This window comes from Klebsiella sp. CN_Kp075 (assembly GCF_040065055.2).
Lineage (GTDB): Bacteria > Pseudomonadota > Gammaproteobacteria > Enterobacterales > Enterobacteriaceae > Klebsiella > Klebsiella aerogenes.
Genome location: NZ_CM198050.1, coordinates 4,435,505 through 4,461,210, shown reverse-complemented (window position 1 = coordinate 4,461,210; position 25,706 = coordinate 4,435,505). Strand labels below are relative to the sequence as shown.

Here is a 25,706-nt window from a genome sequence, read left to right as displayed (position 1 = left end):
CCAGGGGGGCCCGGCTGCGCAGTCGACCCCAGCCGTTGCTGGGGCGACCGGTCTACCCTCCCGCTACGCTTTTAAGGCGTGGAGAGGGGAGAACTTTAGTTGCTCAGAATTTTGACGTAAGCGCTGGCGCGCTGTTCCTGCATCCAGGTTGCCGCTTCTTCAGAGAATTTGCGGTTCATCAGCATGCGGTAAGCACGATCTTTCTGCGCGGCGTCGGTTCTGTCGACGTTGCGGGTATCCATCAGTTGGATCAGGTGCCAGCCGAAGGAGGAGTGAACCGGGCCGCTGGTCTGGCCTTTGTTCAGACGCATCAGCGCATCGCGGAACGCGGGATCGAAGATATCCGGCGTCGCCCAGCCTAAGTCGCCGCCCTGATTGGCGGAACCCGGATCCTGGGAAAACTCTTTCGCCGCTTTATCGAAAGTGGTCTTACCGCTCTTAATGTCAGCGGCGATCTGTTCCAGTTTCGCCTGCGCCTGCGCGTCGTTCATGATCGGCGACGGCTTCAGCAGGATGTGGCGGGCATGGACTTCGGTGACGGAGATGTTCTGGCTGCCACCGCGCATATCGTTAACTTTCAGGATATGGAAGCCGACGCCGGAACGAATCGGACCGACAACATCGCCTTTCTTCGCGGTGCTCAGCGCCTGAGCGAAGATACCCGGCAGCTCCTGAATACGCCCCCAGCCCATCTGGCCGCCTTTCAGCGCCTGCTGGTCAGCAGAGTAGGTGATAGCCAGTTTGCCGAAGTTAGCGCCGTTACGGGCCTGTTCAACGACGGACTTCGCCTGCTCTTCCGCAGCCGCAACCTGATCGGAGGTCGGGTTCTCCGGCAGCGCGATCAGGATGTGGCTCAGGTTCAGCTCGGTGCTGGCATCGTTCTGATCGCCAATCTGCTTAGCCAGCGCTTCAACTTCCTGCGGCAGCACGGTGATACGGCGGCGCACTTCGTTGTTACGTACTTCCGAAATCAGCATCTCTTTACGGATCTGGTTACGGTAGGTGTTGTAGTTGATGCCTTCATAGGCCAGACGGCTACGCATCTGATCCATCGACATGTTGTTCTGTTTGGCGATGTTGGCGATGGCCTGGTCAAGCTGATCGTCGCTGACTTTCACGCCCATTTTCTGACCCATTTGCAGAACGATCTGGTCCATGATCAATCTTTCGAGGATCTGATGACGCAGGGTCGCGTCATCCGGCAGCTGCTGTCCCGCCTGACCAGCGTTGAGCTTCACCGACTGCATCAGACCATCGACGTCGCTTTCCAGAACAACGCCATTATTGACGACAGCCGCTACTTTATCGACCACCTGCGGGGCGGCGAAACTGGTATTCGCGATCATGGCGATACCGAGAAGCAGCGTTTTCCAGTTCTTCATACTTTTTCCATTTCAATTAACCGCAAATGCGGATTACGTTTTAAACCAGACGCCTTACAGCGAGCTCTGGTACGGCAAAATGTTCGAGCGCAGCATCTGCTGGGTGCCAAGACCGTAGTTGGAGCTCAGACCACGCAGTTCGATGTTGATACCGAAGGTGTTGTCGTATTTGCTCTCACCGCCGTTGTTGTTATCCCAGCCGTTGATCTTACGTTCGTAGCCAAGGCGGATAGCGTAGCAGCAAGAGTTATACTGTACCCCTAACATCTGGTTAGCCGCTTTTTTGGTATTGGTATCGAAGTAGTACGCGCCGACCACTGACCAACGATCGACAATCGGCCAGCTGGCGGTCATACCCACCTGAGAAATACCTTCTTTGTACTGCTGAGCGGTGGAATACGAAGGCAGCGTCGCCTGAATATATTCCGGACTCGCGTAACGGTAGTTCAGTTGCACTAAGCGGTTTTCGTCGCGGCGGTATTCAATGGTTCCGTTGCCGGTTGCGACGTTATCCAGACGCGTATCGTACTGGATCCCCCCGCGTAAACCCCAGTTATCGGTGATACGCCAGTAAGTATCGCCGGCCCAGACCAGTGAACCCGTGGTGTCGTTATTCTCCCAGTTGATGTTGTCCGCACCGGTGCGAGACTCGGTGAAATAGTAGATTTGACCAACGGAAATATTAAAACGTTCAACGGCCGCGTCATCATATACGCGAGATGTGACGCCGGTGGTGACCTGGTTGGCTGACGCGATACGGTCAAGGCCGCTGTAGGAGCGGTCGCGGAACAGGCCGCTATAGTCGGACTGCAGCAGTGTCGAGTCGTAGACGCCAATGTGGCTCTGGTCGCGATACGGGATGTACAGGTACTGCATGCGCGGTTCCAGGGTCTGGGTATACCCTTCCTGCATATCGCGTTCGAAGACCATTTTGCCGTCGATTTTGAATTGCGGCATCACGCGGTTAACCGAATCTTTGTAATCGGTACCGTTAGCGGTGTTGTACTGATCGAGATTACTCTGCTGATAGTGGGTCGCCAGCAGCTTCGCCTCGGTATTGATGCTTCCCCAGCCGTTAGACAGCGGCAGGTTGATCGTCGGCTCCATGTGCAGGCGCGTTGCTTCTGGCATATCGCCGTTGGTGTTGACGAAGTGCACCGCCTGCGCATACAGATGAGTATCGAACGGACCGACGTCATTCTGGTAGGCGTTAATATCGAGCTGAGGCTCAGCAGCGTAGGAGTTGCTTGAGCTACGGTCGAAGACCTGGAACTGCTTGGTCGACACGGTGGCGTCAAAGTTCTGGTTAACGTAACCGGCGCTGAATTTCTGCGTCGCGTAGCCGTCGGTACTGGAACCGTACTTAGAGCTAAAGTCGTTAAAGTAATCCGGGTCGCTGACTTTGGTGTAGTCGGCGTTCAGACGCCACACCTGATCGATAACCGCGTTGTGGTTCCAGTAGAACATCCAGCGGCGGCTATTGCTGTCGTTGGAGTGATCGTCTTCGTACACTTTATCGGAAGGCAGGTAATCGAATTCGAATAAACCTGCGCCCGCCTGGGTCAGATAACGGAATTCGTTTTCCCACATTACGCCGCCGCGTTTATTCATATAGTGCGGCGTAATGGTGGCGTCGAAGTTCGGCGCGATATTCCAGTAATAGGGCAGCGAGAACTCAACGCCATTTTTAGTGCTGTATTTGGCGTTGGGGATCAGGAAGCCGGAGCGGCGCTTATCGCCGACCGGCAGCTGCAGATATGGGCTATAAAAAATAGGGACGGAACCCAGCTTAAAGCGCGCGTTCCAGATTTCGGCAACCTGCTCTTCGCGGTCATGGATAACTTCGCTGCCGACGACGCTCCAGGTATCAGAACCCGGCAGACAGGAGGTGAAGCTGCCGTTTTCCAGAATGGTATAGCGGTTTTCGCCGCGCTGCTTCATCAGGTCGGCGGTACCGCGCCCTTGACGGCCAACCATCTGATAGTCGCCTTTCCAGACGTTAGTATCTTTGGTGTTCAGGTTCGACCACGCCTTCGGCCCCTTCAGAATAACCTGGTTATCGTCATAATGAACGTTGCCAAGCGCATCAACGGTACGCACCGGCTGCGGTTGCCCCGCCGGCTGCTGCTGATGCAACTGCACCTCGTCGGCCTGCAGGCGACTATTCCCCTGATTAATATCAACGTTGCCGGTAAACACGGCATTATCGGGGTAGTTGCCTTTCGCATGATCGGCGTCAATCGTTACCGGTTGATCGTTAGGCTTCCCTTCAACGAGAGGACGATTATAGCTTGGCACGCCAAGCATACATTGCGTGGCGAGATCGGCGGCCATGCCCTGTTGGCTATACAAGGCGCTGGCGATCATGGTGGCCAGGAGGCTGGGGATACGTTTTTTCATACGTTTTATTTGTTGTTCCGTCATCTTGTGGCAGCGGCTTGCAAACGGTCAGAGCCTAACGTACTCATCTTAATCGCGCTAGTCTTAATCCGCTCGTTTCGTTTCTGAGCGTTAGGCACCGTGTAGAATGGCGAGTATGATAAAGCAAATTATAGGCGATGTCCCACATGACCGTGGCGTCAACGCTTGGTAACGTGCGGTCAGATATAGCTTAACTGGTAGCAGAAAGATTGGGGAGTCTATGCAGTATTTGGGTAAAGTGATTGGTGTCGCGGTTGCATTATTGATGGGCGGCGGCTTCTGGGGCGTGGTGCTTGGCTTTTTAGTCGGACATATGTTTGACCGGGCCCGTAGCCGTCGGCTGAATTTATTTGCCAACCAGCAGGAGCGGCAGTCGCTGTTCTTTTCCACCACTTTTGAAGTGATGGGGCATCTGACTAAATCTAAAGGGCGCGTGACGGAAGCCGATATTCATGTGGCGAATGTGCTGATGGATCGTATGAATCTGCACGGCGAGTCGCGTACCGCGGCGCAGCAGGCTTTTCGCGCCGGCAAGGCCGATAATTACCCGCTGCGCGAAAAAATGCGTCAACTGCGCAGCGTCTGTTTTGGTCGCTTCGATTTAATTAGGATGTTTCTGGAAATTCAGCTGCAGGCGGCCTTCGCCGACGGCGAATTACACCCCAATGAACGCGAAGTGTTGTTTGTTATCGCCGACGAGCTTGGTATCTCGCGCGCGCAGTTTGAGCAGTTCCTGCGCATGATGCAGGGCGGCGCGCAGTTTGGCGGCGGCTCGCAGCAGCAATCCTATGGTCAGCGCGGCGGCAATGGCGGCTGGCAGCAGGCACAGCGCGGCCCGACGCTTGAAGACGCTTGTAACGTTCTCGGCGTCAAGCCGACCGATGATGCCGCCACCGTCAAACGCGCTTACCGTAAACTAATGAGCGAACATCACCCGGACAAGCTGGTGGCCAAAGGGCTGCCGCCGGAGATGATGGAAATGGCGAAACAGAAAGCGCAGGAAATCCAGAAAGCCTGGGAGCTCATCAAAGAGCAGCGCGGCTTCTGAATCCTGAAAGGCTTCTCCTGCGGGGAGAAGCCTTAGTTCGCTCCCTGCGCGCGGCGATACATCCGCCGCGGGTGGCCAATCTTTCCGTACAGCATTTCCACTTCCAGAAAACTCACTTCTACGCAATGCTCGAGATAACGACGGGCGGTGGTCTTGCTCAACCCGGTTTCGCTGACCACTTCGTCAACCGAAAAACAGTGCGTTTCGCGGCCATGAAATAAATTTTGTACCAGCGCCAGGGTCTTTTCTTCGATGCCCTTGCTGCCGTTATCGGCGCGAAAATTTTTAGCCTGCAGCTGATACAGAGAATCAACGTTTTGCTGATCGACGATTTTCCATTCCCGCTGCTGATCGTAAAACTGAATAAAGCGCTCCAGCGACTGGCTCAGCCGTTTCCACGAAACCGGCTTGAGAATGTAGTCGAAGGCGCCGTTGCGTATCGCCTGGCTGCAGGTTTCCATATCGCTGGCGGCGGTGATGAAAATGACCGAGCAATTGGCATTGGCCAGAATCGGGTCGGTCATCAGCGTAACGCCTTTGCCGTCCGGCAGATAATTATCCAGCAGGACCAGCTGCGGCGGCCTGGCGTTGAGCATCTGCCGCGCCTGGGAAAGCGAGGCGGCCATTCCCGCCAGCCGCATGCGCGGGTGTTTCTGTATCAGCTCGGCGTGCAGGCGGGCCAGCTCGTTTTCATCTTCGATGATCAGCACATCGACCAGATCATGATGCATCGTTGGCCTCCGGTTGCGGATGGGCTGGCGGGTCGGCGGGAATAAACAGGGTAAATATCGTTCCGCGCGGCGCGTTATCGGCGACTTCAATCGTGCCGCCAGCCTGAGTCACATAATGTTCAATAAGATACAGACCAATACCGTGATCGCCACGGGTTTTTGTCGTCACCCCGCGCTCAAAAATACGTTCGCGGATATCCGGGCGAATTCCGACGCCGCGATCGGCCACCTCAATCATCAGCTCGCGGGCGTTGAGTTGAATCAGTACCTCGACCGGCTCGTGAGGGAGTTCAGCGCGCTGCGTCGCTTCAATGGCGTTATCCAGCAGGTTGCCGATGATCGAGATAAGTTCCGACTCCATCAGCGACGACAGCGGGCGATCGATACGACAGGCCGGATCAAAGCTCAGTTCAACGCCTTTTTCATAAGCGCGGGTGGCTTTACCCAGCAGCAGGCCGCACAGCGTCGGCGAGCGGAAACGCGAGGAGATGAAGTCCAGTAGCTCCTGAGCATGTTCCGATTGCGCCTGTATATAGCGAATAGCTTCGTCGTAGTGGCCCATATGCAGCAGGCCGGAGAGCGTGGTCATGCGGTTGAGCTGCTCGTGGCGCATTATGCGCAGGTTATCGACATAGCGTTTCACCTGGCTGAGCTGGGCGGTGAGGGCGTTAATTTCATCGCGGTCGCGGAAGGTGATCACCCAGCCCTGCAGCGAGTTTTCCAGCATGATGCGCACCCGGCTGGCGAGTACCGTCAGCTGGTTGAAGCGACACAGTTCATCGTGCGTATCGTTCGCCAGCATCGCGCCGCTGGCGAAGAACGGCTGCGGGGCGATCACGCTATCAATCGATTTGCCGCGCAGCAGATGCGCGGGCTGCTTAAGCCCCAGCAGGCTGCGGGCGGCGTGGTTAATCACTTCAATCCGTCGCTGGCTGTCGATAACGATAACCCCTTCGAAAATCGATTCCATCATCGCTTTTTGCTGGCGAACCAGCAGGCCAATTTCGCGCGGCTCCAGCGAAAAAATCTGCTTTTTAATACTGCGGGTAAAATACCAGGAGAAGATAAACAGGGCGATCAGCAACAGGATGGCGGCGACAAAAATATTCACTACCTTTTGTACGGTGATGCTGTCGAGATAGCTGGTCAGATAGCCGACGGAGACGATGCCGATCACCCGCCCGTTGTCATCGACAATGGGCGTTTTACTGCGTAGCGAGATGCCCAAACCGCCTTTACGGATGGTAGTGATAGTTTTGCCTTCCAGCACCGCCTGGTTATCGCCGCCCACTAAGCGGGTGCCGACCCATTCCGGGTGCACGGAATGAAACAGATGTACGCCTTTATCATCGCCGATGACGATAAAGCTGGCATCGCTGTGGGCGGCGATTTGCCTCATGAAGGCGCCGATAGCCTGCGGGTCGTGCAGACTGACCTGCTGGCGTAGATTGGGCATCAGCGCAATCTCTTCGGCCTGAATTTTCGCCCTGGCGCTCATTTCCTGATACAGCTGGCGGCTGGCGTCGAGATAATAATAAACGCCAAGCAGAGCGAATAAGATGGAGAAAAAGGCCACCAGGGAGATGAACAGCTTAAATTGAAATGAAACTTTCATAGTTATGCGCACAGTATTTGAGATGCGGCAACGATATCGTCAGCGGCCAGAAGAACAATTTATCTACTGGCGCCTATTTATAAAGGGTAATTATCCGGTTAATAAAAAAACCATAAAAACCACGTTTAGAAATCAGATATGTATCACGCTGATTAATATACCCGTCATACTTCAAGTTGCATGGGCGTTGGCAATAACTCGGCCCATCCCTGGGCCTCGCCCTTACGGGCGCAGTGAACTGCGTTCAAATTCGTTCCTGACGAATTTGTCCTCACTCACCCCAGTCACTTACTGGAGTAAGCTCCTGGGGATTCCCTGCGTCGCCGCCTTCCTGCAACTCGAATTATTTAGGGTATAGAAACCATAAAAACCATAATGACCATTAAAACTTCTTTTTTAATCTGCCTTTTCTCACATTAACGCCGCGCCAGCCCCTCTACCCTGAACAGGAATAATAACTACAGGGCTGAATTTATGAGCACCACAGACAACGCATTCTCTGCAACCCTTGAACCTATTAACAAACCGAAAGCCTCGTTGAAGCAGCGCTGGTGGCACGTGATGGATAGCTGGAAAGTGGGGATTATCCCGCTGCCGCTATTTTTGCTGGGCGGTGGTCTTATCGCGCTGGACTGCCTCGGCGGCAAGCTGCCGAGCGATATCGTGGTGATGGTGGCGACGTTGGCCTTCTTCGGTTTTGCCTGCGGCGAGTTCGGCAAGCGTCTGCCGGTACTCGGTAAGCTTGGCGCGGCGGCGATTTGCGCCACCTTTATTCCTTCGGCGCTGGTCCATTACGGCCTGCTGCCGGATGTGGTGGTTGAATCCACCACCAAATTCTATAAATCGACCAATATTCTTTATCTCTACATCTGCTGCATTATCGTTGGCAGCATTATGAGCATGAACCGCACCACGCTGATTCAGGGGTTCCTGAAGATCTTCCTGCCGATGCTGTGCGGCGAAGTTGTCGGCATGCTGGTAGGCGTCGGCGTGGGTAGCCTGTTGGGAATGGATCCGTTCCAGGTCTTCTTCTTTATCGTGTTGCCGATTATGGCCGGCGGCGTGGGCGAAGGGGCGATCCCGCTGTCGATTGGCTATGCGGCGCTGATGCATATGGATCAGGGTGTTGCGCTGGGACGCGTGCTGCCGATGGTGATGCTGGGCAGCCTGACGGCGATCGTCATTGCCGGCTGTCTGAACCAGCTTGGCAAACGCTTCCCGCATCTGACCGGCGAAGGCCAGCTAATGCCGAACCGCAGTAATGAAACCCGCAGCCTGAGCGAAAGCGAAGGATTTGGCGGTAAAACTGATGTGGCGACGCTGGCCTCCGGCGCGCTGCTGGCGGTGCTGCTGTATATGATGGGCATGCTCGGACATAAATTGATTGGCCTGCCGGCGCCGGTTGGCATGCTGTTCCTCGCGGTGCTGCTGAAGCTGGCGAATGTGGTTTCGCCGCGCCTGCAGGAGGGCTCGCAGGTGGTGTATAAATTCTTCCGCACCGCGGTGACTTATCCGATTCTGTTTGCCGTCGGCGTGGCGATTACCCCGTGGCAGGAGCTGGTAAATGCCTTCACGCTCACCAACCTGCTGGTTATTGTCTGCACCGTCTCGGCGCTGGTGGCCACCGGGTTCTTCGTCGGTAAAAAAATGGGGATGCACCCGGTCGACGTGGCGATTGTCTCCTGTTGCCAGAGTGGGCAGGGCGGTACCGGCGACGTCGCCATCCTGACTTCCGGCAACCGTATGAACCTGATGCCCTTCGCCCAGATAGCTACCCGTATCGGCGGCGCGATTAATGTGTCGTTAGGGCTGCTGTTCTTAAGTCATTTCTTATCGTGATTTAGTTCTGCGCTAACAGCAAAAACTGCCATTTCCCTCCGCAGGACGAAGAAAATTTCTTTGTCCTGCGTCCTAAATTCTGTGCAATTAGCGATACAATAGGCGGCGTTATCCGCGATAGCGACGGCAGCCCCGAGCTGCCTTTTTGATCATTAAAGGAGAGGAAAGAATGTCAGTGCATACTCCCGCCCGGGCGGGCGTCAGCATGGAAAATCTGCTGGCGGCGAAAGAGCAGCGCGCAGCCCGTCAACAAGACTGGCTCAACCATTATCAACAACCGGTTATTTCTCTCACTCTGGTAACGCCAGGGGCGGTAAAAGACAGTATTCGCTATCGCAATATGATGGGTGTTGCGCTGCAGGCCTGTGACCAACTTTTGTGGCAGCAGCGTTGGAAAACGCTCGACCGCCAGGTGTTGTGGCTGCCTACCGGCCCGGAAGCGATGTGGTGCGTTGAGCACTCCGCGGAAGAGATCAAAGCGCTATGCAGCGAGCTGGAACAGAATCATCCGCTGGGACGTCTGTGGGATATCGACGTCATTTGTCCGCAAGCGGGGCTGATTAGCCGCCAGGCGCAGGGCGAAGCGATGCGCCGCTGCCTGCTGTGCGATGAGCCGGCCCACGCCTGCGCGCGCAGCCGTCGTCACGACACCGGGCTGGTGGTCGCTCGCGTTGAGCAGATGATCGATGCGTGGTTCGCCCGCGATTAATCGCGTCTGCGTTAGAGATTTCCCCGGCGGCGTAGCGCGACCGGGGGCGTCCGGATAAAAACTTAAAAGTCGATCGGCGCGCGGAAGGTCATCGCGTTGCCGTAGGCGGGATGGGTAATGGTTAACGTTTCTGCATGCAGTAGCAGGCGCGGGGCCATCGCCAGCGCCTCCGGCGTGGCGTAAAAGCGGTCGCCGAGGATCGGATGCCCTAACGCCAGCATATGCACGCGAAGCTGATGCGAGCGCCCGGTAATCGGCTTCAGGCGCACGCGGGCGGTGTTGTCCTCCGCGTACTCCAGCACTTCATATTCGGTTTGCGCCGCTTTGCCGGTTTCATAACACACCTTCTGCTTTGGCCGGTTCGGCCAGTCGCAAATTAGCGGTAAATCCACCAGACCTTCCGCAGGTTGCGGATGACCCCAGACGCGGGCGACGTACTGCTTTTTCGGCTCGCGCTCGCGGAACTGACGCTTCAGTTCACGCTCGGCGGCCTTATTCAGCGCCACCACAATCACGCCGCTGGTAGCCATATCCAGGCGATGCACCGATTCGGCCTGCGGGAAATCGCGCTGGATACGCGTCATCACGCTATCCTTATGCTCCTCCAGCCTGCCGGGCACGGACAACAAGCCGCTCGGCTTGTTGACCACCATAATGTGCTCATCCTGATACAGAATCACCAGCCAGGGATCCTGCGGCGGATTGTAGTTTTCCATCGCCATTTTCGCGTTCCGTTACTGGTGAGTGACGACGATCAGACGCAGCGCGTCCAGACGCCATCCGGCCTGCGCCAGTGCATCCATCACCTGCTGGCGGTTGCTTTCGATAGCCGCCAGTTCGTCGTCACGGATGTTCGGGTTCACCGCCTTCAGCGCTTCGAGACGCGACAGTTCCGCCGTCAGTTTATCATCGGCTTCGTTACGTGCCGCGTCGATCAGCGCCTGCGCCGCTTTGGCTATCTGCGCTTCGCCCTGCTGCAGAATCGCGTGAACGTCCTGCTGCACCGCGTTGACCAGTTTGCTACCAGTGTGGCGGTTGACCGCGCTCAGCTGACGGTTGAAGCTTTCGAACTCCACCTGCGCGGCGAGGTTGTTGCCGTTTTTATCCAGCAGCATGCGAACCGGGGTCGCCGGCAGGAAGCGGTTAAGCTGTAATTGCTTCGGCGCCTGCGCTTCGACGACGTAGATAAGCTCCAGCAGCAGCGTGCCGACCGGCAGCGCCTTGTTCTTCAGCAGCGAAATCGTGCTGCTGCCGGTATCGCCGGAGAGGATCAGATCCAGACCGTTGCGAATCAGCGGGTGTTCCCAGGTGATGAACTGCGCGTCTTCACGCGACAGCGCCACGTCACGCTCGAAGGTGATGGTGCAGCCATCTTCCGGCAGGCCCGGGAAATCCGGCACCAGCATATGATCGGACGGGGTCAGGACGATCAGGTTTTCGCCGCGGTCGTCCTGGTTGATGCCGACGATATCGAACAGGTTCATCGAGAAGGCGATCAGGCTGGTGTCGTCATCCTGCTCTTCGATGCTCTCCGCCAGAGCCTGCGCTTTTTCGCCGCCGTTGGAGTGGATCTCCAGCAGACGGTCGCGGCCCTGTTCCAGCTGCGCTTTCAGCGCTTCATGCTGCTGGCGGCAGGATTTGATCAGATCGTCGAAGCCATCGGTGGATTCCGGCGCGGCAAGGTAGTTAATCAGGTCGTCGTGGACGCTATCGTAGACGGTACGGCCGGTCGGGCAGGTATGTTCGAAGGCGTCGAGCCCTTCGTGATACCAGCGCACCAGCACCGACTGCGCGGTTTTCTCCAGATACGGCACGTGGATCTGGATATCGTGCGCCTGGCCGATACGGTCGAGACGGCCGATACGCTGCTCCAGCAGATCCGGGTTAAACGGCAGGTCGAACATCACCAGGTTGCTGGCGAACTGGAAGTTACGCCCTTCGGAGCCGATTTCGGAACACAGCAGCACCTGCGCGCCGGTGTCTTCTTCGGCAAACCACGCCGCGGCGCGGTCGCGTTCGATAATCGACATGCCTTCATGGAATACCGCGGCGCGAATACCTTCGCGCTCGCGCAGCACCTGCTCCAGCTGCAGCGCGGTGGCGGCCTTGGCGCAAATCACCAGCACCTTCTGCGAGCGATGGCTGGTCAGGTAGCCCATCAGCCATTCGACGCGCGGGTCGAAGTTCCACCAGGTGCCGGTATCGCCTTCAAATTCCTGATAGATCTGCTCCGGATAGAGCATGTCGCGCGCGCGCTCTTCAGCGGTTTTGCGCGCGCCCATAATACCGGAGACCTTGATAGCCGTCTGGTACTGGGTCGGCAGCGGCAGGCGAATAGTGTGCAGCTCGCGTTTCGGGAAACCTTTCACGCCGTTACGGGTGTTACGGAACAGCACCCGGCTGGTGCCGTGGCGGTCCATCAGCATCGAAACCAGCTCCTGACGCGCGGCCTGAGCATCTTCACGATCGCTGTTAGCGGCCTGCAGCAGCGGCTCGATATCCTGTTCGCCGATCAGATCGCCAAGGGTATTGAGTTCATTATCGTTGAGCTTGTTGCCTGCCAGCAGCAGGGCGACGGCGTCGGCGACCGGACGGTAATTTTGCTGTTCTTCAACAAACTGTTCAAAATCGTGGAAGCGGTTTGGATCCAGCAGACGCAGGCGCGCAAAGTGGCTCTCCATGCCCAGCTGTTCCGGCGTCGCGGTCAGCAACAGTATCCCCGGCACGCGTTCGGCGAGCTGTTCAATGGCCTGATATTCACGGCTCGGCGCCTCTTCGCTCCACACCAGGTGGTGCGCTTCATCGACCACCATCAGGTCCCATTCGGCGTCGCACAGGTGCTCCAGGCGCTGCTTGCTGCGGCGCACGAAGTCTAAGGAGCAGATAACCAGCTGTTCGGTTTCGAACGGGTTGTAGGCGTCGTGCTGCGCTTCGGCGTAGCGTTCGTCGTCGAACAGCGAGAAACGCAGGTTGAAGCGGCGCAGCATTTCCACCAGCCACTGGTGCTGGAGGGTTTCCGGGACCACGATCAGCACGCGCTCGGCGGCGCCGGAGAGCAGCTGCTGATGAAGGATCATCCCGGCTTCGATGGTTTTACCTAAGCCCACTTCATCGGCCAGCAGAACGCGCGGCGCGTGACGACGGCCCACGTCGTGGGCGATGTTCAACTGATGCGGGATCAGGCTGGTGCGCTGGCCGCGCAGGCCGCTCCACGGCATGCGGTACTGTTCGCTCTGGAACTTACGCGCGCGGTAGCGCAGGGCAAAGCGGTCCATCCGGTCGATTTGCCCGGCGAACAGGCGGTCCTGCGGCTTGCTGAAGGCCAGCTTGCTGTCGAGCAGGACTTCGCGCAGGGTAACATGTTCTTCTTGCGTATCCAGGCGGGTGCCGGTGTAGGACAGCAGCCCATTCTCTTCATTTACTTCGTCAACGTGGAGCTGCCAGCCTTCGTGGCTGGTAATGGTATCGCCCGGGTTAAACATCACGCGGGTGATCGGGGAATCGTTGCGAGAGTACAGACGGTTTTCGCCGATGGCGGGGAAAAGGAGAGTGACCATGCGCGCATCCAGCGCTACCACTGTCCCTAGTCCTAGTTCGCTCTCTGTATCGCTAATCCAGCGTTGACCAAGTGTAAAAGGCATATGTGTTCGGCTCTTTGTTCTTTAATTGCAGGCAATAGTGCATCCTCAGCATAGTTACGCTGAGGAATCAAAATTGGGTCCAGGAATGGAAAGGGCGCTATGGTACTGGATGCCGCGGTGTTAGTCACCTGTCAAAATAGCCCCAGTTGCCCTGTCACTATTGTAGCAAAGTCGTCGTTGACGAAGGGAAGGATTCCTTCCGCCACCGGCTGCAATTGCTTTGACAGATAGTGATCGTAATCGAGCGGCGACTGCTGGTAATCCACCGGCTCCGGGCCGCCGGTAGTCCAGACGTATTTAATGGTGCCGCGCTGCTGATACTGCTGCGCCCGCCCAAGCTTCGCGTTGTGTTCATCGGCAAGCCTCGCGGCGCGCACGTGCGGCGGCACGTTACGCTGGTACTCCGCCAGCGGTCGGCGCAGGCGCTTGCGATAAACCAGCTGCTCGTCGAGCTCACCGTTCATTAGTCTTGCGATAGTCTCCCGTACATAATCCTGATACGGCTGATGGCGGAAGATGCGCAGATACAGCTCCTGTTGAAACTGCTGGGCCAGCGGCGTCCAGTCGGTGCGTACCGTCTCCAGCCCCTTGAACACCATGCGCTGGGCATCGCCCTCCTGAATCATTCCGGCATAACGCTTTTTACTGCCGGTATCGGCGCCGCGGATCGTCGGCATTAAAAAGCGGCAAAAGTGGGTTTCATATTCCAGCTCCAGCGCGCTGGTCAGCTGGCTTTTGCCCAGTTCCTGCGCCCACCAGTCGTTAACATAGGCAACAAGTTTGCGGCCGATTTCCGCCGCCTGCGCTTCGCTATGCGGGCGTTTGAGCCAGACGAAGGTGGAGTCGGTATCGCCGTAGATAACGTCATAGCCCTGGGCTTCAATCAGCGCTTTGGTCTGGCGCATGATCGCGTGGCCGCGCATGGTGATCGACGACGCCAGCCGTGGATCGAAAAAGCGGCAGGCGCTGGTCCCCAGCACGCCGTAAAAGGCGTTCATGATGATCTTCAGCGCCTGCGACAGCGGCTTATTATGCTGACGCTTAGCTTCATCGCGGCCGTGCCAGATCTGCCCGACGATGCCTGGCAGGCAGTGCTTTTCGCGCGAGAAGCGGGCGCCGAGAAACCCTTCGGTGCTGTGGCGGTCATCGGGCTGTGCCAGCCCTTCAACCAGACCGACCGGATCGATTAAAAAGGTGCGGATGATCGACGGATACAGGCTTTTGTAGTCCAGCACCAGCACTGAGTCATACAGGCCGGGGCGGGAGTCCATGACGTAGCCGCCGGGACTGGCCTGCGGGGGAACTTCGCCGAGATTCGGCGCCACGTAGCCCAGCCGGTGCATGCGCGGGAAATAGAGATGGCTGAAGGCGGCGACCGATCCGCCGTGGCGATCGGCGGGCAGGCCGTTGACCGTCGCCCGTTCGAGCAGAAACGGCATGATCTCTGTCTTATGAAAGATCCGCGTCACCAGCTCGCAATCCTGTAGGTTATAGGTGGCCAGCGCCGGTTTATCTTCATGGAAACGGCGATCGATTTCGTCCATCCGATCCCACGGGTTGTCGATAGCTTTACCTTCGCCGAGCAGTTCGCGGGCGACGGCCTCGAGTGAAAATGAGGAGAAGTTCCAGAACGCCGATTTTAGCGCTTCAATGCCGTCGATAATCAGCCGGCCGTTGGCCTGGGCGAAAAAGACGCCGTTCTTAAAACCGTGCTCGCGCCACTCCAGCTCGCTATTGCCGCGGCCGAGCTGCAGCGGGATGCGGTAGCGCTCGGCGTGTTTTTGCAGGACCCGCAGATCGAACTGCACCACGTTCCAGCCGATCAGCACGTCGGGATCGTGTTCGGCAAACCAGGCGTTGAGCTTTTCCAGCAACAGCGGGCGGCTGGCGACATAGACCAGGCTGAAGCCCACATCCGGCGGCGTAGCGGGCTCGGGGCCTAACATGTAGACCACCCGCTGGCCGCAGCCTTCCAGGCCGATGCAGTAGAGCTCGCCGTGGCGGCTGGTTTCGATATCCAACGAGACCCATTTCAGCGGCGGGCGGTAATCCGGATTAGGTTTCATGCGCGCGTTAACCAACAGCGAACCGCGCGTTTCGCCTTCCACCCACACCGGGGCGGTGATAAAGCGCTCCATCAGGTAGCGCTCCGGCGGGCGGATATCGCCTTCGTAAACGGTGACGCCGTTTTCACGTAGCTTTTTTTCCAGCCGCATCAGCTGGCGATGGGCGCGGCAGTACAGGCCGAAAACCGGCTGGCGGTGGAAATCTTTTAACGCAAGCGGGGCCAGGCGATAGCCGTTTTCACCTTGCAATAGGCTTTCAGCCTGCTGCCGCTGCACTTCGGGGATAAACGCGACGGATTCCTGCGGCGGCAGCGTGACCTGCAGCGGGCCGTTATCGGTCGCCAGCCAGAAGGCCAGTTCCGTTCCCTGCGGGGTATCCCGCCAGTGACGGGTGAGTAAAAATCCTGCTTGCGGCTGCGTCACGCGTGCTCTCAACGATAAAAAACCAGGCCTGATTATAGCCTGGTTTCACGATAGGTGCTGGGGTTTTATACAGGGGTGATTACTGGCCGTAGTAGGCTTTGGCCCCGTGTTTACGCAGATAGTGTTTATCGAGCAGCGTCTGCTGCATAGCAGGCAGTTGCGGCGCCAGCTGGCGGCAGAAAATTCCCATATAGGCGATCTCCTCCAGCACGATGGCATTATGCACCGCGTCTTCGGCATTTTTTCCCCAGGCGAACGGGCCGTGGGAATGCACCAGCACGCCGGGCATTTGCGCCGGGTCGATGCCCTGCTGACGGAAGGTTTCGACAATCACGTTGCCGGTTTCCCACTCATATTCGCCGTTGATCTCCGCATCGGTCATCAACCGGGTGCAGGGGACCGGGCCATAAAAATAGTCAGCGTGGGTGGTGCCGGTCGCCGGGATAGATTGCCCGGCCTGCGCCCAGATGGTGGCGTGGCGCGAATGGGTATGCACAATCCCGCCAAGCGTCGGGAATGCCTGATACAGCAGGCGATGGGTCGGCGTATCGGAAGAGGGCTTCTTGTTGCCTTCCACCACTTCACCGGTCTCCAGACTGACGACGACCATGTCGTTAGCGGTCATCACTGCGTAATCCACGCCGGAGGGTTTAATAACCAATACCCCTTTGTCACGATCGACGGCGCTGACGTTGCCCCAGGTTAAGGTCACCAGATTATGCTGCGGTAGCGCTAAGTTGGCCTCCAGCACCTGGCGTTTGAGATCTTCTAACATAGTGTGCTCCGAATAGCAGGTGAGTTGGGTTCCCCTCACCCCGACCCTCTCCCAAAGGGAGAGGGAGAAAGATGACACCGCGCCGGTCGGTTCCCTCACCCCGACCCTCTCCCAAAGAGAGAGGGAGAAAGATGACACCGCGCTCGGTCGGTTCCCTCACCCCGACCCTCTCCCAAAGGGAGAGGGAGAAAGATGACACCGCGCCGGTCGGTTCCTTCTCCCCACTCCTCTCCCAAAGGGAGGGGGAAGGTGACACCGCGCCGGGTCGGTTCCCTCACCCCGACCCTCTCCCAAAGGGAGAGGGAGAAAGTTGACACCGCGCCGGTTGGTTCCTTCTCCCCACTCCTCTCCCAAAGGGAGGGGGAAGGTGACACCGCGCCGGGTCGGTTCCTTCTCCCAAAGGGAGTGGGATAAAGGCGACACCGCGCTCGGTCGGTTCCCTCTCCCCGCTGGGGAGAGGGTTAGGGTGAGGGGCGGCCTCTTAGCGTTTTGAACCGTAATAGACTTCATTCCAGCGCAGCGCGTCTTTGAACGACGGCAGGCGGGTATCGTTGTCGATGACGGTCAGCTCAATATCCTGCAGCTCGGCAAACTGGCGCATATCGTCGAGGGTTAGCGCATGGCTGAAGACGGTATGGTGCGCGCCGCCGGCGATGATCCAGGCTTCCGACGCGGTACGCAGATCCGGCTGTGCCTGCCACAGCGCGTTGGCCACCGGCAGCTTCGGCAGATCGTGCGGCGTCGCGACGGTTTCGATGGTGTTGACCAGCAGGCGGAAGCGATCGCCTAAATCAATCAGGCTGGCGACGATCGCCGGGCCGGTTTGGGTGTTGAAGATCAGACGCGCCGGATCGGCCTTACCGCCAATTCCCAGCGGCTGGACGTCGAGGATCGGCTTCTCGGCGGTAGCGATAGTCGGGCACACTTCCAGCATGTGCGAGCCCAGCACCAGATCGTTGCCGTTGTCGAAGTGATAGGTGTAATCCTCCATAAAAGAGGTGCCGCCCTGCAGACCGGTCGACATCACTTTCATGATGCGTAGCAGAGCGGCGGTTTTCCAATCGCCTTCGCCGGCAAAGCCGTAGCCCTGCTGCATCAGGCGCTGTACGGCGAGACCCGGCAGCTGCTTCAGGCCGTGAAGATCTTCAAAGGTGGTGGTAAAGGCGTGGAAACCGCCTTGCTCAAGGAAGCGCTTCATCCCCAGTTCGATGCGCGCGGCGTCCAGTACGTTCTGGCGTTTATCGCCGTGCACCTGCGCCGCTGGCGTCAGGCGGTAGCTGCTTTCATACTCATCGACCAGCGCGTTGATATCGCCGTCGCTGATGCTATTCACCACCTGCACCAGATCGCCGACCGCCCAGGTGTTGACCGAGAAGCCGAACTTAATCTGCGCCGCCACTTTATCGCCATCGGTTACCGCGACTTCGCGCATGTTATCGCCGAAGCGGCACACTTTCAGATGACGGGTATCCTGCTTCGAAACCGCCTGACGCATCCACGCGCCGATGCGCTGGTGCGCTTCTTTATCCTGCCAGTGGCCGGTGACGACGCTGTGCTGCTGGCGCATGCGCGCGCCGATAAAGCCGAATTCGCGGCCGCCGTGCGCGGTCTGGTTGAGGTTCATAAAGTCCATATCAATGCTGTCCCACGGCAGGGAGGCGTTGAACTGGGTATGGAATTGCAGCAGCGGCTTGTTGAGGAGCGTCAGGCCGTTAATCCACATTTTCGCCGGTGAGAAGGTATGCAGCCAGACCACTAATCCGGCGCATTTATCATCGTAGTTGGCGTCGCGGCAAATATGCGTGATTTCATCCGGCGTGGTGCCGAGCGGTTTCAGCACCAGCTTGCACGGCAGTTTTGCTTCCGCATTCAGGCTATTCACCACATGTTCGGCATGTTTCGTCACCTGGCGTAGGGTCTCCTGGCCATACAGGTGCTGGCTGCCAATTACGAACCACACTTCATAGTTATCAAAAATCGTCATTTTCGTATCCTTAATGGGTGAGCGCTGCCTGAGATTGCGGGGCGTTTTCCGCCTTTGCAGCCGAAGGGAGATAGTGTTGTTCCGCGCTGGCCGACCACTGCTGGTAGCGCTGATACAGTTGTTCGAAACGTTGCGCCTGCTGCGCGCGCGGCTGCAGGGTGTTTTCCACCTCGCTTGCCATGTTGCGTTGCGCGGCAGGGATATCCGGATAGACGCCAGCGGCGACGGCGGCGAAGATGGCGGCGCCCAACGCGCAGCACTGATCGGAGGCGACAATCTGCAGCGGGCGGTTCAGGACGTCGCAGCAGGCCTGCATGATGACCTGGTTCTTACGCGCAATGCCGCCGAGCGCCATCACGTTATTGACCGGAATGCCCTGATCGGTGAAGCACTCCATAATGGCGCGGGCGCCGAAGGCGGTGGCGGCAATGAGCCCGCCAAACAGCGCCGGGGCGTCGGTGGCCAGATTTAAATCGGTAATAACGCCTTTCAGCCGCTGGTTGGCGTTCGGCGTGCGGCGGCCGTTGAACCAGTCCAGCACCACCGGCAGGTGATCGAGGGACGGATTATTGGCCCAGGCTTCGGTGAGCGCAGGCAGCAGCTGTTTTTGACTGGCTTTGATTGGCTCGCGCAATTCAGGGTGCTGTTGGGCCAGCTGTTCCAGCGGCCAGCCGAGGATACGGCCAAACCAGGCATAGATATCGCCGAAGGCGGACTGACCGGCCTCCATACCGATGAAATCCGGCACCACGCTGCCGTCCACCTGGCCGCAGATACCTTTCACCGTGCGGTTGCCCACGCTCTGTTTATCGGCGATCAGGATGTCGCAGGTGGAGGTGCCGATAACTTTAACCAATGCGTTAGGCTGTGCGCCGGCGCCGACCGCGCCCATATGGCAGTCGAAAGCGCCGCCGGAAATCACCACCGTCTCCGGCAGGCCGAGGCGCTGCGCCCATTCGGCGGTCAGGTTGCCGACGGGGAGATCCGCAGTCCAGGTGTCGCGGAATAGCGGCCAGGCCAGGTGGCGGTTAATAATCGGGTCGAGTTCGTCGAAGAAGCTGGCGGGCGGCAGTCCGCCCCAGCTCTCGTGCCACAACGATTTGTGCCCGGCGCTGCAGCGACCGCGGCGGATATCCTGCGGGCGGGTGGTGCCGGAAAGCAGGGCGGGCACCCAGTCACAAAGCTCAATCCACGATGCCGCGGCCTGCGCGACGGCGCTATCTTCGCGAGTGACGTGGAGGATCTTGGCCCAGAACCATTCGCTGGAGTAGATGCCGCCGATATAGCGCGAGTAATCTTCTTTACCCGGCGTGTGGCACAGGCGGGTGATGGCTTCCGCCTCTTCCACCGCGGTATGGTCTTTCCACAGCACGAACATGGCGTTCGGGTTGTCGGCGAACTCTTCGCGCAGCGCCAGCACGTTACCGTCAGCATCAATCGGCGCCGGGGTTGAACCGGTGCTGTCGACGCCGATACCGACCACCATCGCTCGTTGTTCTGCGCTTAATGCCGCCAGGACGCTTTTCAGCGCCGATTCCATCGATTCAATATAATCGCGCGGGTGATGGCGGAAGCGGTTATTCGGCCCATCGCAGAACAGCCCTTCCTGCCAGCGTGGATACCACTCTACGCTCGCGGCCAGCTCCGCGCCGGTAGCGCATTCCACCGCCAGCGCGCGTACTGAGTCACTACCAAAATCGAGGCCAATCGCAATTGCCATCTTGTTACTCCATGCTGAAATCATTCATGCAGCAACAGTAGATATCCCCGGCCAAATCCGTCAGGCCGTATTCGCTAATCTTATGGACTATATTGCTGTCACCTCGCAAAGTGTGACGCCGTGCAAATATTCGATGTGGACTTTCCTGCCGTATTTATAGACACTTTTGTTATGCGCTGGATCAACGCGAAATGCGTGCTGGTAGCGCTTTTTTCGCTCACTGTGCGGGTTTTTGTCTAAATTCCCACCGGTATCGCAGTCGCAACGGCGCGGATGGCGATAAAATGATGAATATGGACAATTGGTGTCAAAAATACCTCGTGGAGAACGACGCTTATGGCCGAAACGCAAAACGATCCGCTGCTTCCGGGCTATTCCTTTAACGCTCATCTGGTCACCGGCCTGACGCCGATTGAGGCGCAGGGTTATCTCGATTTCTTTATCGACCGCCCGCTGGGCATGAAAGGCTATATTCTCAACCTGACGATCCGCGGCGAGGGGGTGATTAACAACCACGGCGAACAGTTCGTTTGTCGCCCCGGCGATATGCTGCTGTTTCCGCCGGGGGAGATTCATCACTATGGCCGCCATCCCGACGCCAGCGAGTGGTATCACCAGTGGGTCTATTTCCGCCCACGCGCCTACTGGCACGAATGGCTTAACTGGCCGACGATCTTCGCTCAGACCGGTTTCTTCCGTCCGGATGAACAGTGGCAGGCGCGGTTTGGCGAGCTGTTCGGGCAGATTGTCGATGCCGGTCAGGGGGCGGGACGTTATTCCGAACTGTTGGCGATTAACCTGCTGGAACAGTTGCTGCTGCGGCGCATGGAGGCGATTAACGAATCGCTGCATCCGCCGCTGGATAACCGGGTTCGCGATGCCTGCCAGTACATCAGCGACCATCTGGCGGACAGCCATTTCGATATCGCCAGCGTCGCCCAGCACGTCTGTCTGTCGCCTTCGCGTCTGTCGCACCTGTTTCGCCAGCAGTTGGGGATAAGCGTACTTGGCTGGCGCGAAGATCAGCGAATTAGCCAGGCCAAATTGTTGTTGAGTACCACCCGGATGCCGATTGCCAGCGTTGGCCGCAACGTTGGCTTCGAAGATCAGCTCTATTTTTCGCGTGTCTTTAAAAAATGCACCGGCGCCAGCCCCAGTGAATTTCGCGCAGGATGTGAATAAAAAGTAAAGAAAGTGAAATGATGACCCGCTTAAATGTCACAGCCAGTAAACTATTAAGACAATTGGTGGCTTGACGGCGACGTGACGGCTCCGGAGAATCCGGGCTTCGTTTTTTAACCGGGTACATTATGCAGGCATTGCTGGAACACTTTATCACCCAATCCACGGTCTACTCGTTGATAGCCGTGATGCTGGTGGCATTTCTTGAGTCGCTGGCGCTGGTGGGGCTTATTTTACCCGGCACGGTCATGATGGCTGGCCTGGGGGCGCTCATCGGCAGCGGCGAAGTTAACTTCTGGCAGGCGTGGCTGGCGGGGATTGTCGGCTGCCTGTTGGGAGACTGGATCTCATTCTGGCTCGGCTGGCGCTTTAAAAAGCCGTTACACCGCTGGTCGTTTATGAAAAAAAATCGCGCGCTGCTGGAGAAAACCGAACACGCGCTGCACCAGCACAGCATGGTGACGATTCTGATTGGCCGCTTTGTCGGGCCGACGCGGCCATTGGTGCCAATGGTCGCCGGGATGCTCGACCTGCCGGTGGCGAAGTTCGTGCTGCCGAATATTATTGGCTGCCTGCTCTGGCCACCGCTCTATTTCCTCCCCGGCATTCTGGCGGGGGCGGCGATTGATATTCCTGCCGATGAAAACAGCGCCAGCTTTAAGTGGCTGCTGCTGGGCGCGGCGCTGCTGGCGTGGCTGGCGGGCTGGCTGTGCTGGCGGCTGTGGCGGAGCGCGAAAACCTCCGGCGATCGTCTGACCCGTTGGTTACCGCGCGGACGCCTGCTGTGGCTGGCGCCGTTGATGGCGGCGCTGGCGGTAGCGGCGCTAACATTTGTTTTCCGCCATCCCCTGATGCCGGTCTACCTTGAGATCCTGCATAAGGTCATTTCGCGCTAATTCCCAACATCGCCGAGGCGCTGCTGTTGCCGCTTAACAGATCGTCAGTGGCGCCGTCCCATGCAATGCGCCCTTCGGCCACTACGATGGAGCGAGGCGCAATGCGCGCCGCATCCTCCACGCTGTGCGATACCATCAACAGCGTCAACTGTTGCCGCTGACAGACATCGGCGACCAGCGTCAGCATCTCCTGACGCAGCGCCGGATCGAGCGCCGAGAAGGGTTCATCAAGCAGCAGCACCGGCTGTTGGCGTATCAGACAGCGGGCCAGCGCCGCTCGCTGCCGCTGACCGCCGGAAAGCTCGCCCGGTAGACGATCCAGCAGCGTATCCATTCCCATCTGCCCGGCTATCGCCGTGACCTGCGCGTGCTGCTCGCGGTTCAGCTTCAGGCCGGGGTGGATGCCTAGGCCAATATTCTGCCGGACGGTGAGATGGTTAAACAGGTTGTTCTCCTGAAACAGCATGGAAACCGGACGCTGCGCCGGCGGCGTGGCGTTATGCTTCTCGCCGTCGATCAGCAGGCTGCCGCTGGCCGGCGGCAGAAAACCGGCGATCAGATTCAGCAGCGTGCTTTTGCCGGCGCCGCTGGGACCGAGCACGGCGATGCGTTCTCCGCGCTCGACGCTGAGCGTAAAGCGCATCGGCAAATGCTGATACAGCCAGGTGACATCATTGAGTTTTAGCATCGCGTCCCGGTAGTTTCTCGATCAAGGTAAAAAGGATAAAGCACAGCAACAGTAGCAGGAGCGCGGTGACCGCGCCGTCCTGGCTGCGATAGGAGCCTATTTGTTGATACAAATAGAAAGGCAGCGTGCGGAAGGATTCATTGCCGAACAGCGCCACCACGCCGAAGTCGCCGATAGACAGCACGCAGGCGAAAGCCAAAGCCTGCGCCAGCGGCCGTTTCAGCGCCCGCAGCTCCACTACCCGCAGCCGGTTAAAACCTTGTAACCCCAACGACTGACACAAAGCGCCGTAGCGGGCGGCAATATCGCGCATCGGGTTTTCCAGCACCTTCAGGGCATAGGGGATTGCCATCAGCGCGTTGGTAAAGATGACGATGCCGTCGGCGGATTCCGGCAGGCCGACACTGTTATTGAGCAGCAGGAAAAATCCGGTTGCCAGCACAATCCCCGGCATAGCGAGGATGAGCATGCCGCTGAGCTCCAGCGTCTGCCCGGCCAGCGGCAGATTGCGGGCCCGCAGTTCGCGGCTGCTCCATAGCAGCATCATGGTCAGGATAACGCTAAGCAGACCGGCGGCGAGGGCGATACGCAGCGAGGTCCACAGCGCCTGCCATAGCGCGGCTTGGCCGAGCACCTTCGGCAGATTGACGTTGAGGCCATCGACGATTACCGCTAACAGCGGCGGCAGCAACAACAATAGAGCAAGCGCGATCAGCGCGCAATCGCACAGGCGGCTATGCAGACGGTCATCGGGGTCGCGCCAGCCCTGCAGTTGGTTGGCGCCGATCGCCACGGCTTTGCTCAGGCGCTGGCTCAGCAGCACCAGCCCAAGACAGCAGACCATTTGAATAATCGCTAACAGCGCCGCCCGCGCCGGGTCGTAATCAAAGCTTAGCGCCTGATAGATAGCCAGCTCAATGGTGGTGGCCCGCGGCCCGCCGCCAAGTGACAGCACGGTGGCGAAGCTTGCGAAGCACAACATAAAAATCAGCGTAGCCACCGGCAGGATCTGCCGACGCAGCCACGGCCATTCCACCAGCCGGAAGAAGACGAAACCGCGCATCCCGAGCTGTGCGGCGATCTGCCGCTGTTCGCCGGGAATGTTTTCCAGCGCCTGCAGCAGCAGGCGGGTCGCCATCGGCATATTAAAGAACACATGGGCCAACAGGATGCCCTGTAAGCCGTATGGCGAGAAATCCCACTGCCAGCCGAGCGCGTGGAACAGCGCGGCGAGCCACCCCTGGCGGCCATAGACGCTGAGGATGCCGAACACCGCCACCAGAACCGGCAGGATCAACGTCATCGCGCACAGGCGCAGCAGCAACGTGCGCCCCGGAAAGCGGCGGCGATACAGGGCGCGGGCAAGGAATATCGCCGGCACCACCGAAAATAGCGCCGACAAAAAAGCCTGCCAGAAAGAGAAACGAACGACGTGCCAGAGATAGCTATCGCTGAGGATCGTCTGCCAGGGGGCCTGCGGCGCTTCCAGCCACAGCGCCAGAAACGCCGCCAGCGCCACGATGACCAGTAAGCAGGCCGCCGCGGCGCCGGGGATCAGCCAGCCGAAACTTAGCGGCTGACGGCGCGTTGCCATGAACCGATCCAGTTTTGACGTTCAGCGGCGACCTGCTGCGGGGAGAACTGCAGCGTGGTTTGCGGTTTGGTTAGCGTGTTGAAGCCGGCCGGCAGCGCCACCTGAGTTACCGGGTACATCCAGTTGCCGGTGGGGATCGCGTTCTGGAAGCCAGGCGAGACCATAAATTTCAGGAACTTCTCCGCCAGTTCCGGCTGCTTGCTGGCGGCGGTACGCGCGGCGACTTCAACCTGCAGATAGTGGCCTTCGGTAAAGTCCGCCGCCGCATAATTATCTTTTTTCTCTTCGATGAGGTGATAAGCCGGCGAGGTGGTATAGCTCAACACCAGGTCGCTTTCGCCTTTCAGGAACAGGCCGTAGGCTTCGCTCCAGCCCTTGGTGACGGTGACGGTTTTGGCCGCCAACTTCTGCCAGGCTTCCGGCGCCTTATCGCCATACACCTTTTGCATCCACAGCAGCAGGCCGAGCCCCGGCGTACTGGTGCGCGGGTCTTCATAAATCACGCGCCATTTCTGCGGGCTCTCGACCAGCTCTTTCAGGCTTTTCGGCGGGTTTTTCAGCTTGTTTTTGTCATACACGAAGGCGAAGTAGCCGTAGTCGTAAGGCACGAAGGTGTCGTTATCCCAGCCGCCAGGTACGGTGACCGCGCTGCCTGGAACGCTGCTTTTGGCAAACAGTTTGCTCTGCGCCGCGGCTGCCAGCAGATTGTTATCAAGGCCGAGCACGACATCAGCTTTGCTGTTTTTGCCTTCCATTCGCAACCGGTTAAGCAGCGATACGCCATCTTCGAGGGCGACGTATTTCAGCTCGCAGCCGCAGTCGGCCTCGAAGGCTTTTTTCACCGCCGGGCCAGGACCCCAATCGGCGGAGAACGAATCGTAGGTGTAAACGGTGAGGACCGGTTTAGCAAAGACCGGGGCGGCGACCAGCGCCAGCAGGGGAAGCAGTTTTTTCAACACTTTGCACCTCAGTATATGGGGAGGCAAAGGATT

Annotated in this window: 18 protein-coding genes; 5 read left to right on the top strand and 13 right to left on the bottom strand. The window is 58.3% G+C overall.

Features of this window, described 5'->3' with window-relative positions; all coding sequences use genetic code 11:
* Nucleotides 1-95: 95 nt before the first annotated feature.
* Nucleotides 96-1,382 (bottom strand): peptidylprolyl isomerase SurA, encoded by a 1,287-nt coding sequence (gene surA, locus ABLV78_RS21255; RefSeq protein WP_045397288.1) that lies wholly within the window; start codon nt 1,380-1,382, stop codon nt 96-98.
* 54 nt (nt 1,383-1,436) lie between these two features.
* Nucleotides 1,437-3,782, bottom strand: a complete 2,346-nt coding sequence (gene lptD / locus ABLV78_RS21250; RefSeq protein WP_032713339.1) for an LPS assembly protein LptD — start codon at nt 3,780-3,782, stop codon at nt 1,437-1,439.
* A 241-nt stretch (nt 3,783-4,023) separates the two neighbouring features.
* Here lptD and djlA point away from each other — a divergent pair, with 241 nt between their 5' ends.
* On the top strand, nt 4,024-4,851 hold the full coding sequence (gene djlA, locus ABLV78_RS21245; RefSeq protein WP_047047451.1) for a co-chaperone DjlA: 828 nt from the start codon (nt 4,024-4,026) through the stop codon (nt 4,849-4,851).
* Nucleotides 4,852-4,883: 32 nt separating this feature from the next.
* Here djlA and ABLV78_RS21240 read toward each other — a convergent pair whose 3' ends face one another.
* A complete protein-coding gene (locus ABLV78_RS21240; protein ID WP_045397296.1) occupies nt 4,884-5,582 on the bottom strand; it encodes a response regulator in 699 nt (232 codons plus the stop codon).
* Nucleotides 5,572-7,197, bottom strand: a complete 1,626-nt coding sequence (locus tag ABLV78_RS21235; protein WP_045397299.1) for an ATP-binding protein — start codon at nt 7,195-7,197, stop codon at nt 5,572-5,574. Before ABLV78_RS21235 ends, ABLV78_RS21240 begins: the two co-directional genes overlap by 11 nt.
* Nucleotides 7,198-7,671: 474 nt before the next feature.
* Between ABLV78_RS21235 and ABLV78_RS21230 the strand changes: the two genes are divergently transcribed.
* Together ABLV78_RS21230 and citX are read left to right on the top strand one after the other, a co-directional pair.
* Complete coding sequence (locus ABLV78_RS21230) at nt 7,672-9,036, top strand: 2-hydroxycarboxylate transporter family protein (RefSeq protein ID WP_348865301.1); 1,365 nt, start codon at nt 7,672-7,674, stop codon at nt 9,034-9,036.
* A gap of 169 nt (nt 9,037-9,205) precedes the next feature.
* A complete protein-coding gene (gene citX, locus ABLV78_RS21225; protein WP_015368283.1) occupies nt 9,206-9,745 on the top strand; it encodes a citrate lyase holo-[acyl-carrier protein] synthase in 540 nt (179 codons plus the stop codon).
* A gap of 62 nt (nt 9,746-9,807) precedes the next feature.
* Here the strand turns inward: citX and rluA are convergent, their stop codons facing one another.
* The 6 genes from rluA to araB form a co-directional block, all read right to left on the bottom strand.
* Nucleotides 9,808-10,467, bottom strand: a complete 660-nt coding sequence (gene rluA / locus ABLV78_RS21220) for a bifunctional tRNA pseudouridine(32) synthase/23S rRNA pseudouridine(746) synthase RluA (RefSeq protein ID WP_002888348.1) — start codon at nt 10,465-10,467, stop codon at nt 9,808-9,810.
* A 12-nt stretch (nt 10,468-10,479) separates the two neighbouring features.
* Nucleotides 10,480-13,386 carry an RNA polymerase-associated protein RapA gene (gene rapA / locus ABLV78_RS21215; RefSeq protein WP_045376408.1) on the bottom strand — a complete coding sequence of 969 codons (2,907 nt, stop codon included), beginning with the start codon at nt 13,384-13,386 and terminating at the stop codon, nt 10,480-10,482.
* Nucleotides 13,387-13,517: 131 nt separating this feature from the next.
* Nucleotides 13,518-15,875 carry a DNA polymerase II gene (gene polB / locus ABLV78_RS21210; RefSeq protein WP_047047446.1) on the bottom strand — a complete coding sequence of 786 codons (2,358 nt, stop codon included), beginning with the start codon at nt 15,873-15,875 and terminating at the stop codon, nt 13,518-13,520.
* Nucleotides 15,876-15,954: 79 nt separating this feature from the next.
* Complete coding sequence (araD, locus tag ABLV78_RS21205) at nt 15,955-16,650, bottom strand: L-ribulose-5-phosphate 4-epimerase (RefSeq protein ID WP_047047443.1); 696 nt, start codon at nt 16,648-16,650, stop codon at nt 15,955-15,957.
* 481 nt (nt 16,651-17,131) lie between these two features.
* Nucleotides 17,132-18,634, bottom strand: a complete 1,503-nt coding sequence (gene araA, locus ABLV78_RS21200) for an L-arabinose isomerase (RefSeq protein ID WP_015368279.1) — start codon at nt 18,632-18,634, stop codon at nt 17,132-17,134.
* A 10-nt stretch (nt 18,635-18,644) separates the two neighbouring features.
* Entirely contained in the window at nt 18,645-20,354 is a 1,710-nt protein-coding gene (araB, locus tag ABLV78_RS21195; protein WP_047042729.1) for a ribulokinase, read from the bottom strand.
* A gap of 336 nt (nt 20,355-20,690) precedes the next feature.
* On the opposite strand from araB, the gene araC reads away from it, so the two are divergent.
* Both araC and ABLV78_RS21185 read left to right on the top strand, forming a co-directional pair.
* Nucleotides 20,691-21,536, top strand: a complete 846-nt coding sequence (araC, locus tag ABLV78_RS21190) for an arabinose operon transcriptional regulator AraC (protein ID WP_045389966.1) — start codon at nt 20,691-20,693, stop codon at nt 21,534-21,536.
* Between the two features lie 128 nt (nt 21,537-21,664).
* Entirely contained in the window at nt 21,665-22,432 is a 768-nt protein-coding gene (locus tag ABLV78_RS21185) for a DedA family protein (protein ID WP_047042724.1), read from the top strand.
* Here ABLV78_RS21185 and thiQ read toward each other — a convergent pair.
* Genes thiQ through thiB form a run of 3 tightly spaced genes read right to left on the bottom strand, consistent with a single transcriptional unit; the run spans nt 22,419 to nt 25,673 of the window.
* Nucleotides 22,419-23,120: a thiamine ABC transporter ATP-binding protein ThiQ gene (gene thiQ / locus ABLV78_RS21180; protein ID WP_047042721.1), complete on the bottom strand. Its 702-nt coding sequence runs from the start codon at nt 23,118-23,120 to the stop codon at nt 22,419-22,421. The genes ABLV78_RS21185 and thiQ overlap by 14 nt on opposite strands.
* Entirely contained in the window at nt 23,104-24,714 is a 1,611-nt protein-coding gene (thiP, locus tag ABLV78_RS21175; RefSeq protein WP_047042718.1) for a thiamine/thiamine pyrophosphate ABC transporter permease ThiP, read from the bottom strand. The genes thiQ and thiP overlap by 17 nt, the downstream gene beginning before the upstream one ends.
* Nucleotides 24,690-25,673 (bottom strand): thiamine ABC transporter substrate binding subunit, encoded by a 984-nt coding sequence (gene thiB, locus ABLV78_RS21170; RefSeq protein ID WP_047042716.1) that lies wholly within the window; start codon nt 25,671-25,673, stop codon nt 24,690-24,692. The genes thiP and thiB overlap by 25 nt, the downstream gene beginning before the upstream one ends.
* Nucleotides 25,674-25,706: the final 33 nt, after the last annotated feature.

Bases quoted from the DNA above. Each gene is read 5' to 3' on its own strand.
- ABLV78_RS21230 (WP_348865301.1), top strand. From the start codon at position 7,672: ATGAGCACCACAGACAACGCATTCTCTGCAACCCTTGAACCTATTAAC.
- thiP (WP_047042718.1), bottom strand. From the start codon at position 24,714: ATGGCAACGCGCCGTCAGCCGCTAAGTTTCGGCTGGCTGATCCCCGGC.
- araB (WP_047042729.1), bottom strand. From the start codon at position 20,354: ATGGCAATTGCGATTGGCCTCGATTTTGGTAGTGACTCAGTACGCGCG.
- araA (WP_015368279.1), bottom strand. From the start codon at position 18,634: ATGACGATTTTTGATAACTATGAAGTGTGGTTCGTAATTGGCAGCCAG.
- ABLV78_RS21185 (WP_047042724.1), top strand. From the start codon at position 21,665: ATGCAGGCATTGCTGGAACACTTTATCACCCAATCCACGGTCTACTCG.
- rluA (WP_002888348.1), bottom strand. From the start codon at position 10,467: ATGGCGATGGAAAACTACAATCCGCCGCAGGATCCCTGGCTGGTGATT.
- djlA (WP_047047451.1), top strand. From the start codon at position 4,024: ATGCAGTATTTGGGTAAAGTGATTGGTGTCGCGGTTGCATTATTGATG.
- ABLV78_RS21235 (WP_045397299.1), bottom strand. From the start codon at position 7,197: ATGAAAGTTTCATTTCAATTTAAGCTGTTCATCTCCCTGGTGGCCTTT.
- surA (WP_045397288.1), bottom strand. From the start codon at position 1,382: ATGAAGAACTGGAAAACGCTGCTTCTCGGTATCGCCATGATCGCGAAT.
- thiQ (WP_047042721.1), bottom strand. From the start codon at position 23,120: ATGCTAAAACTCAATGATGTCACCTGGCTGTATCAGCATTTGCCGATG.
- araD (WP_047047443.1), bottom strand. From the start codon at position 16,650: ATGTTAGAAGATCTCAAACGCCAGGTGCTGGAGGCCAACTTAGCGCTA.
- ABLV78_RS21240 (WP_045397296.1), bottom strand. From the start codon at position 5,582: ATGCATCATGATCTGGTCGATGTGCTGATCATCGAAGATGAAAACGAG.
- rapA (WP_045376408.1), bottom strand. From the start codon at position 13,386: ATGCCTTTTACACTTGGTCAACGCTGGATTAGCGATACAGAGAGCGAA.
- araC (WP_045389966.1), top strand. From the start codon at position 20,691: ATGGCCGAAACGCAAAACGATCCGCTGCTTCCGGGCTATTCCTTTAAC.
- lptD (WP_032713339.1), bottom strand. From the start codon at position 3,782: ATGAAAAAACGTATCCCCAGCCTCCTGGCCACCATGATCGCCAGCGCC.
- citX (WP_015368283.1), top strand. From the start codon at position 9,206: ATGTCAGTGCATACTCCCGCCCGGGCGGGCGTCAGCATGGAAAATCTG.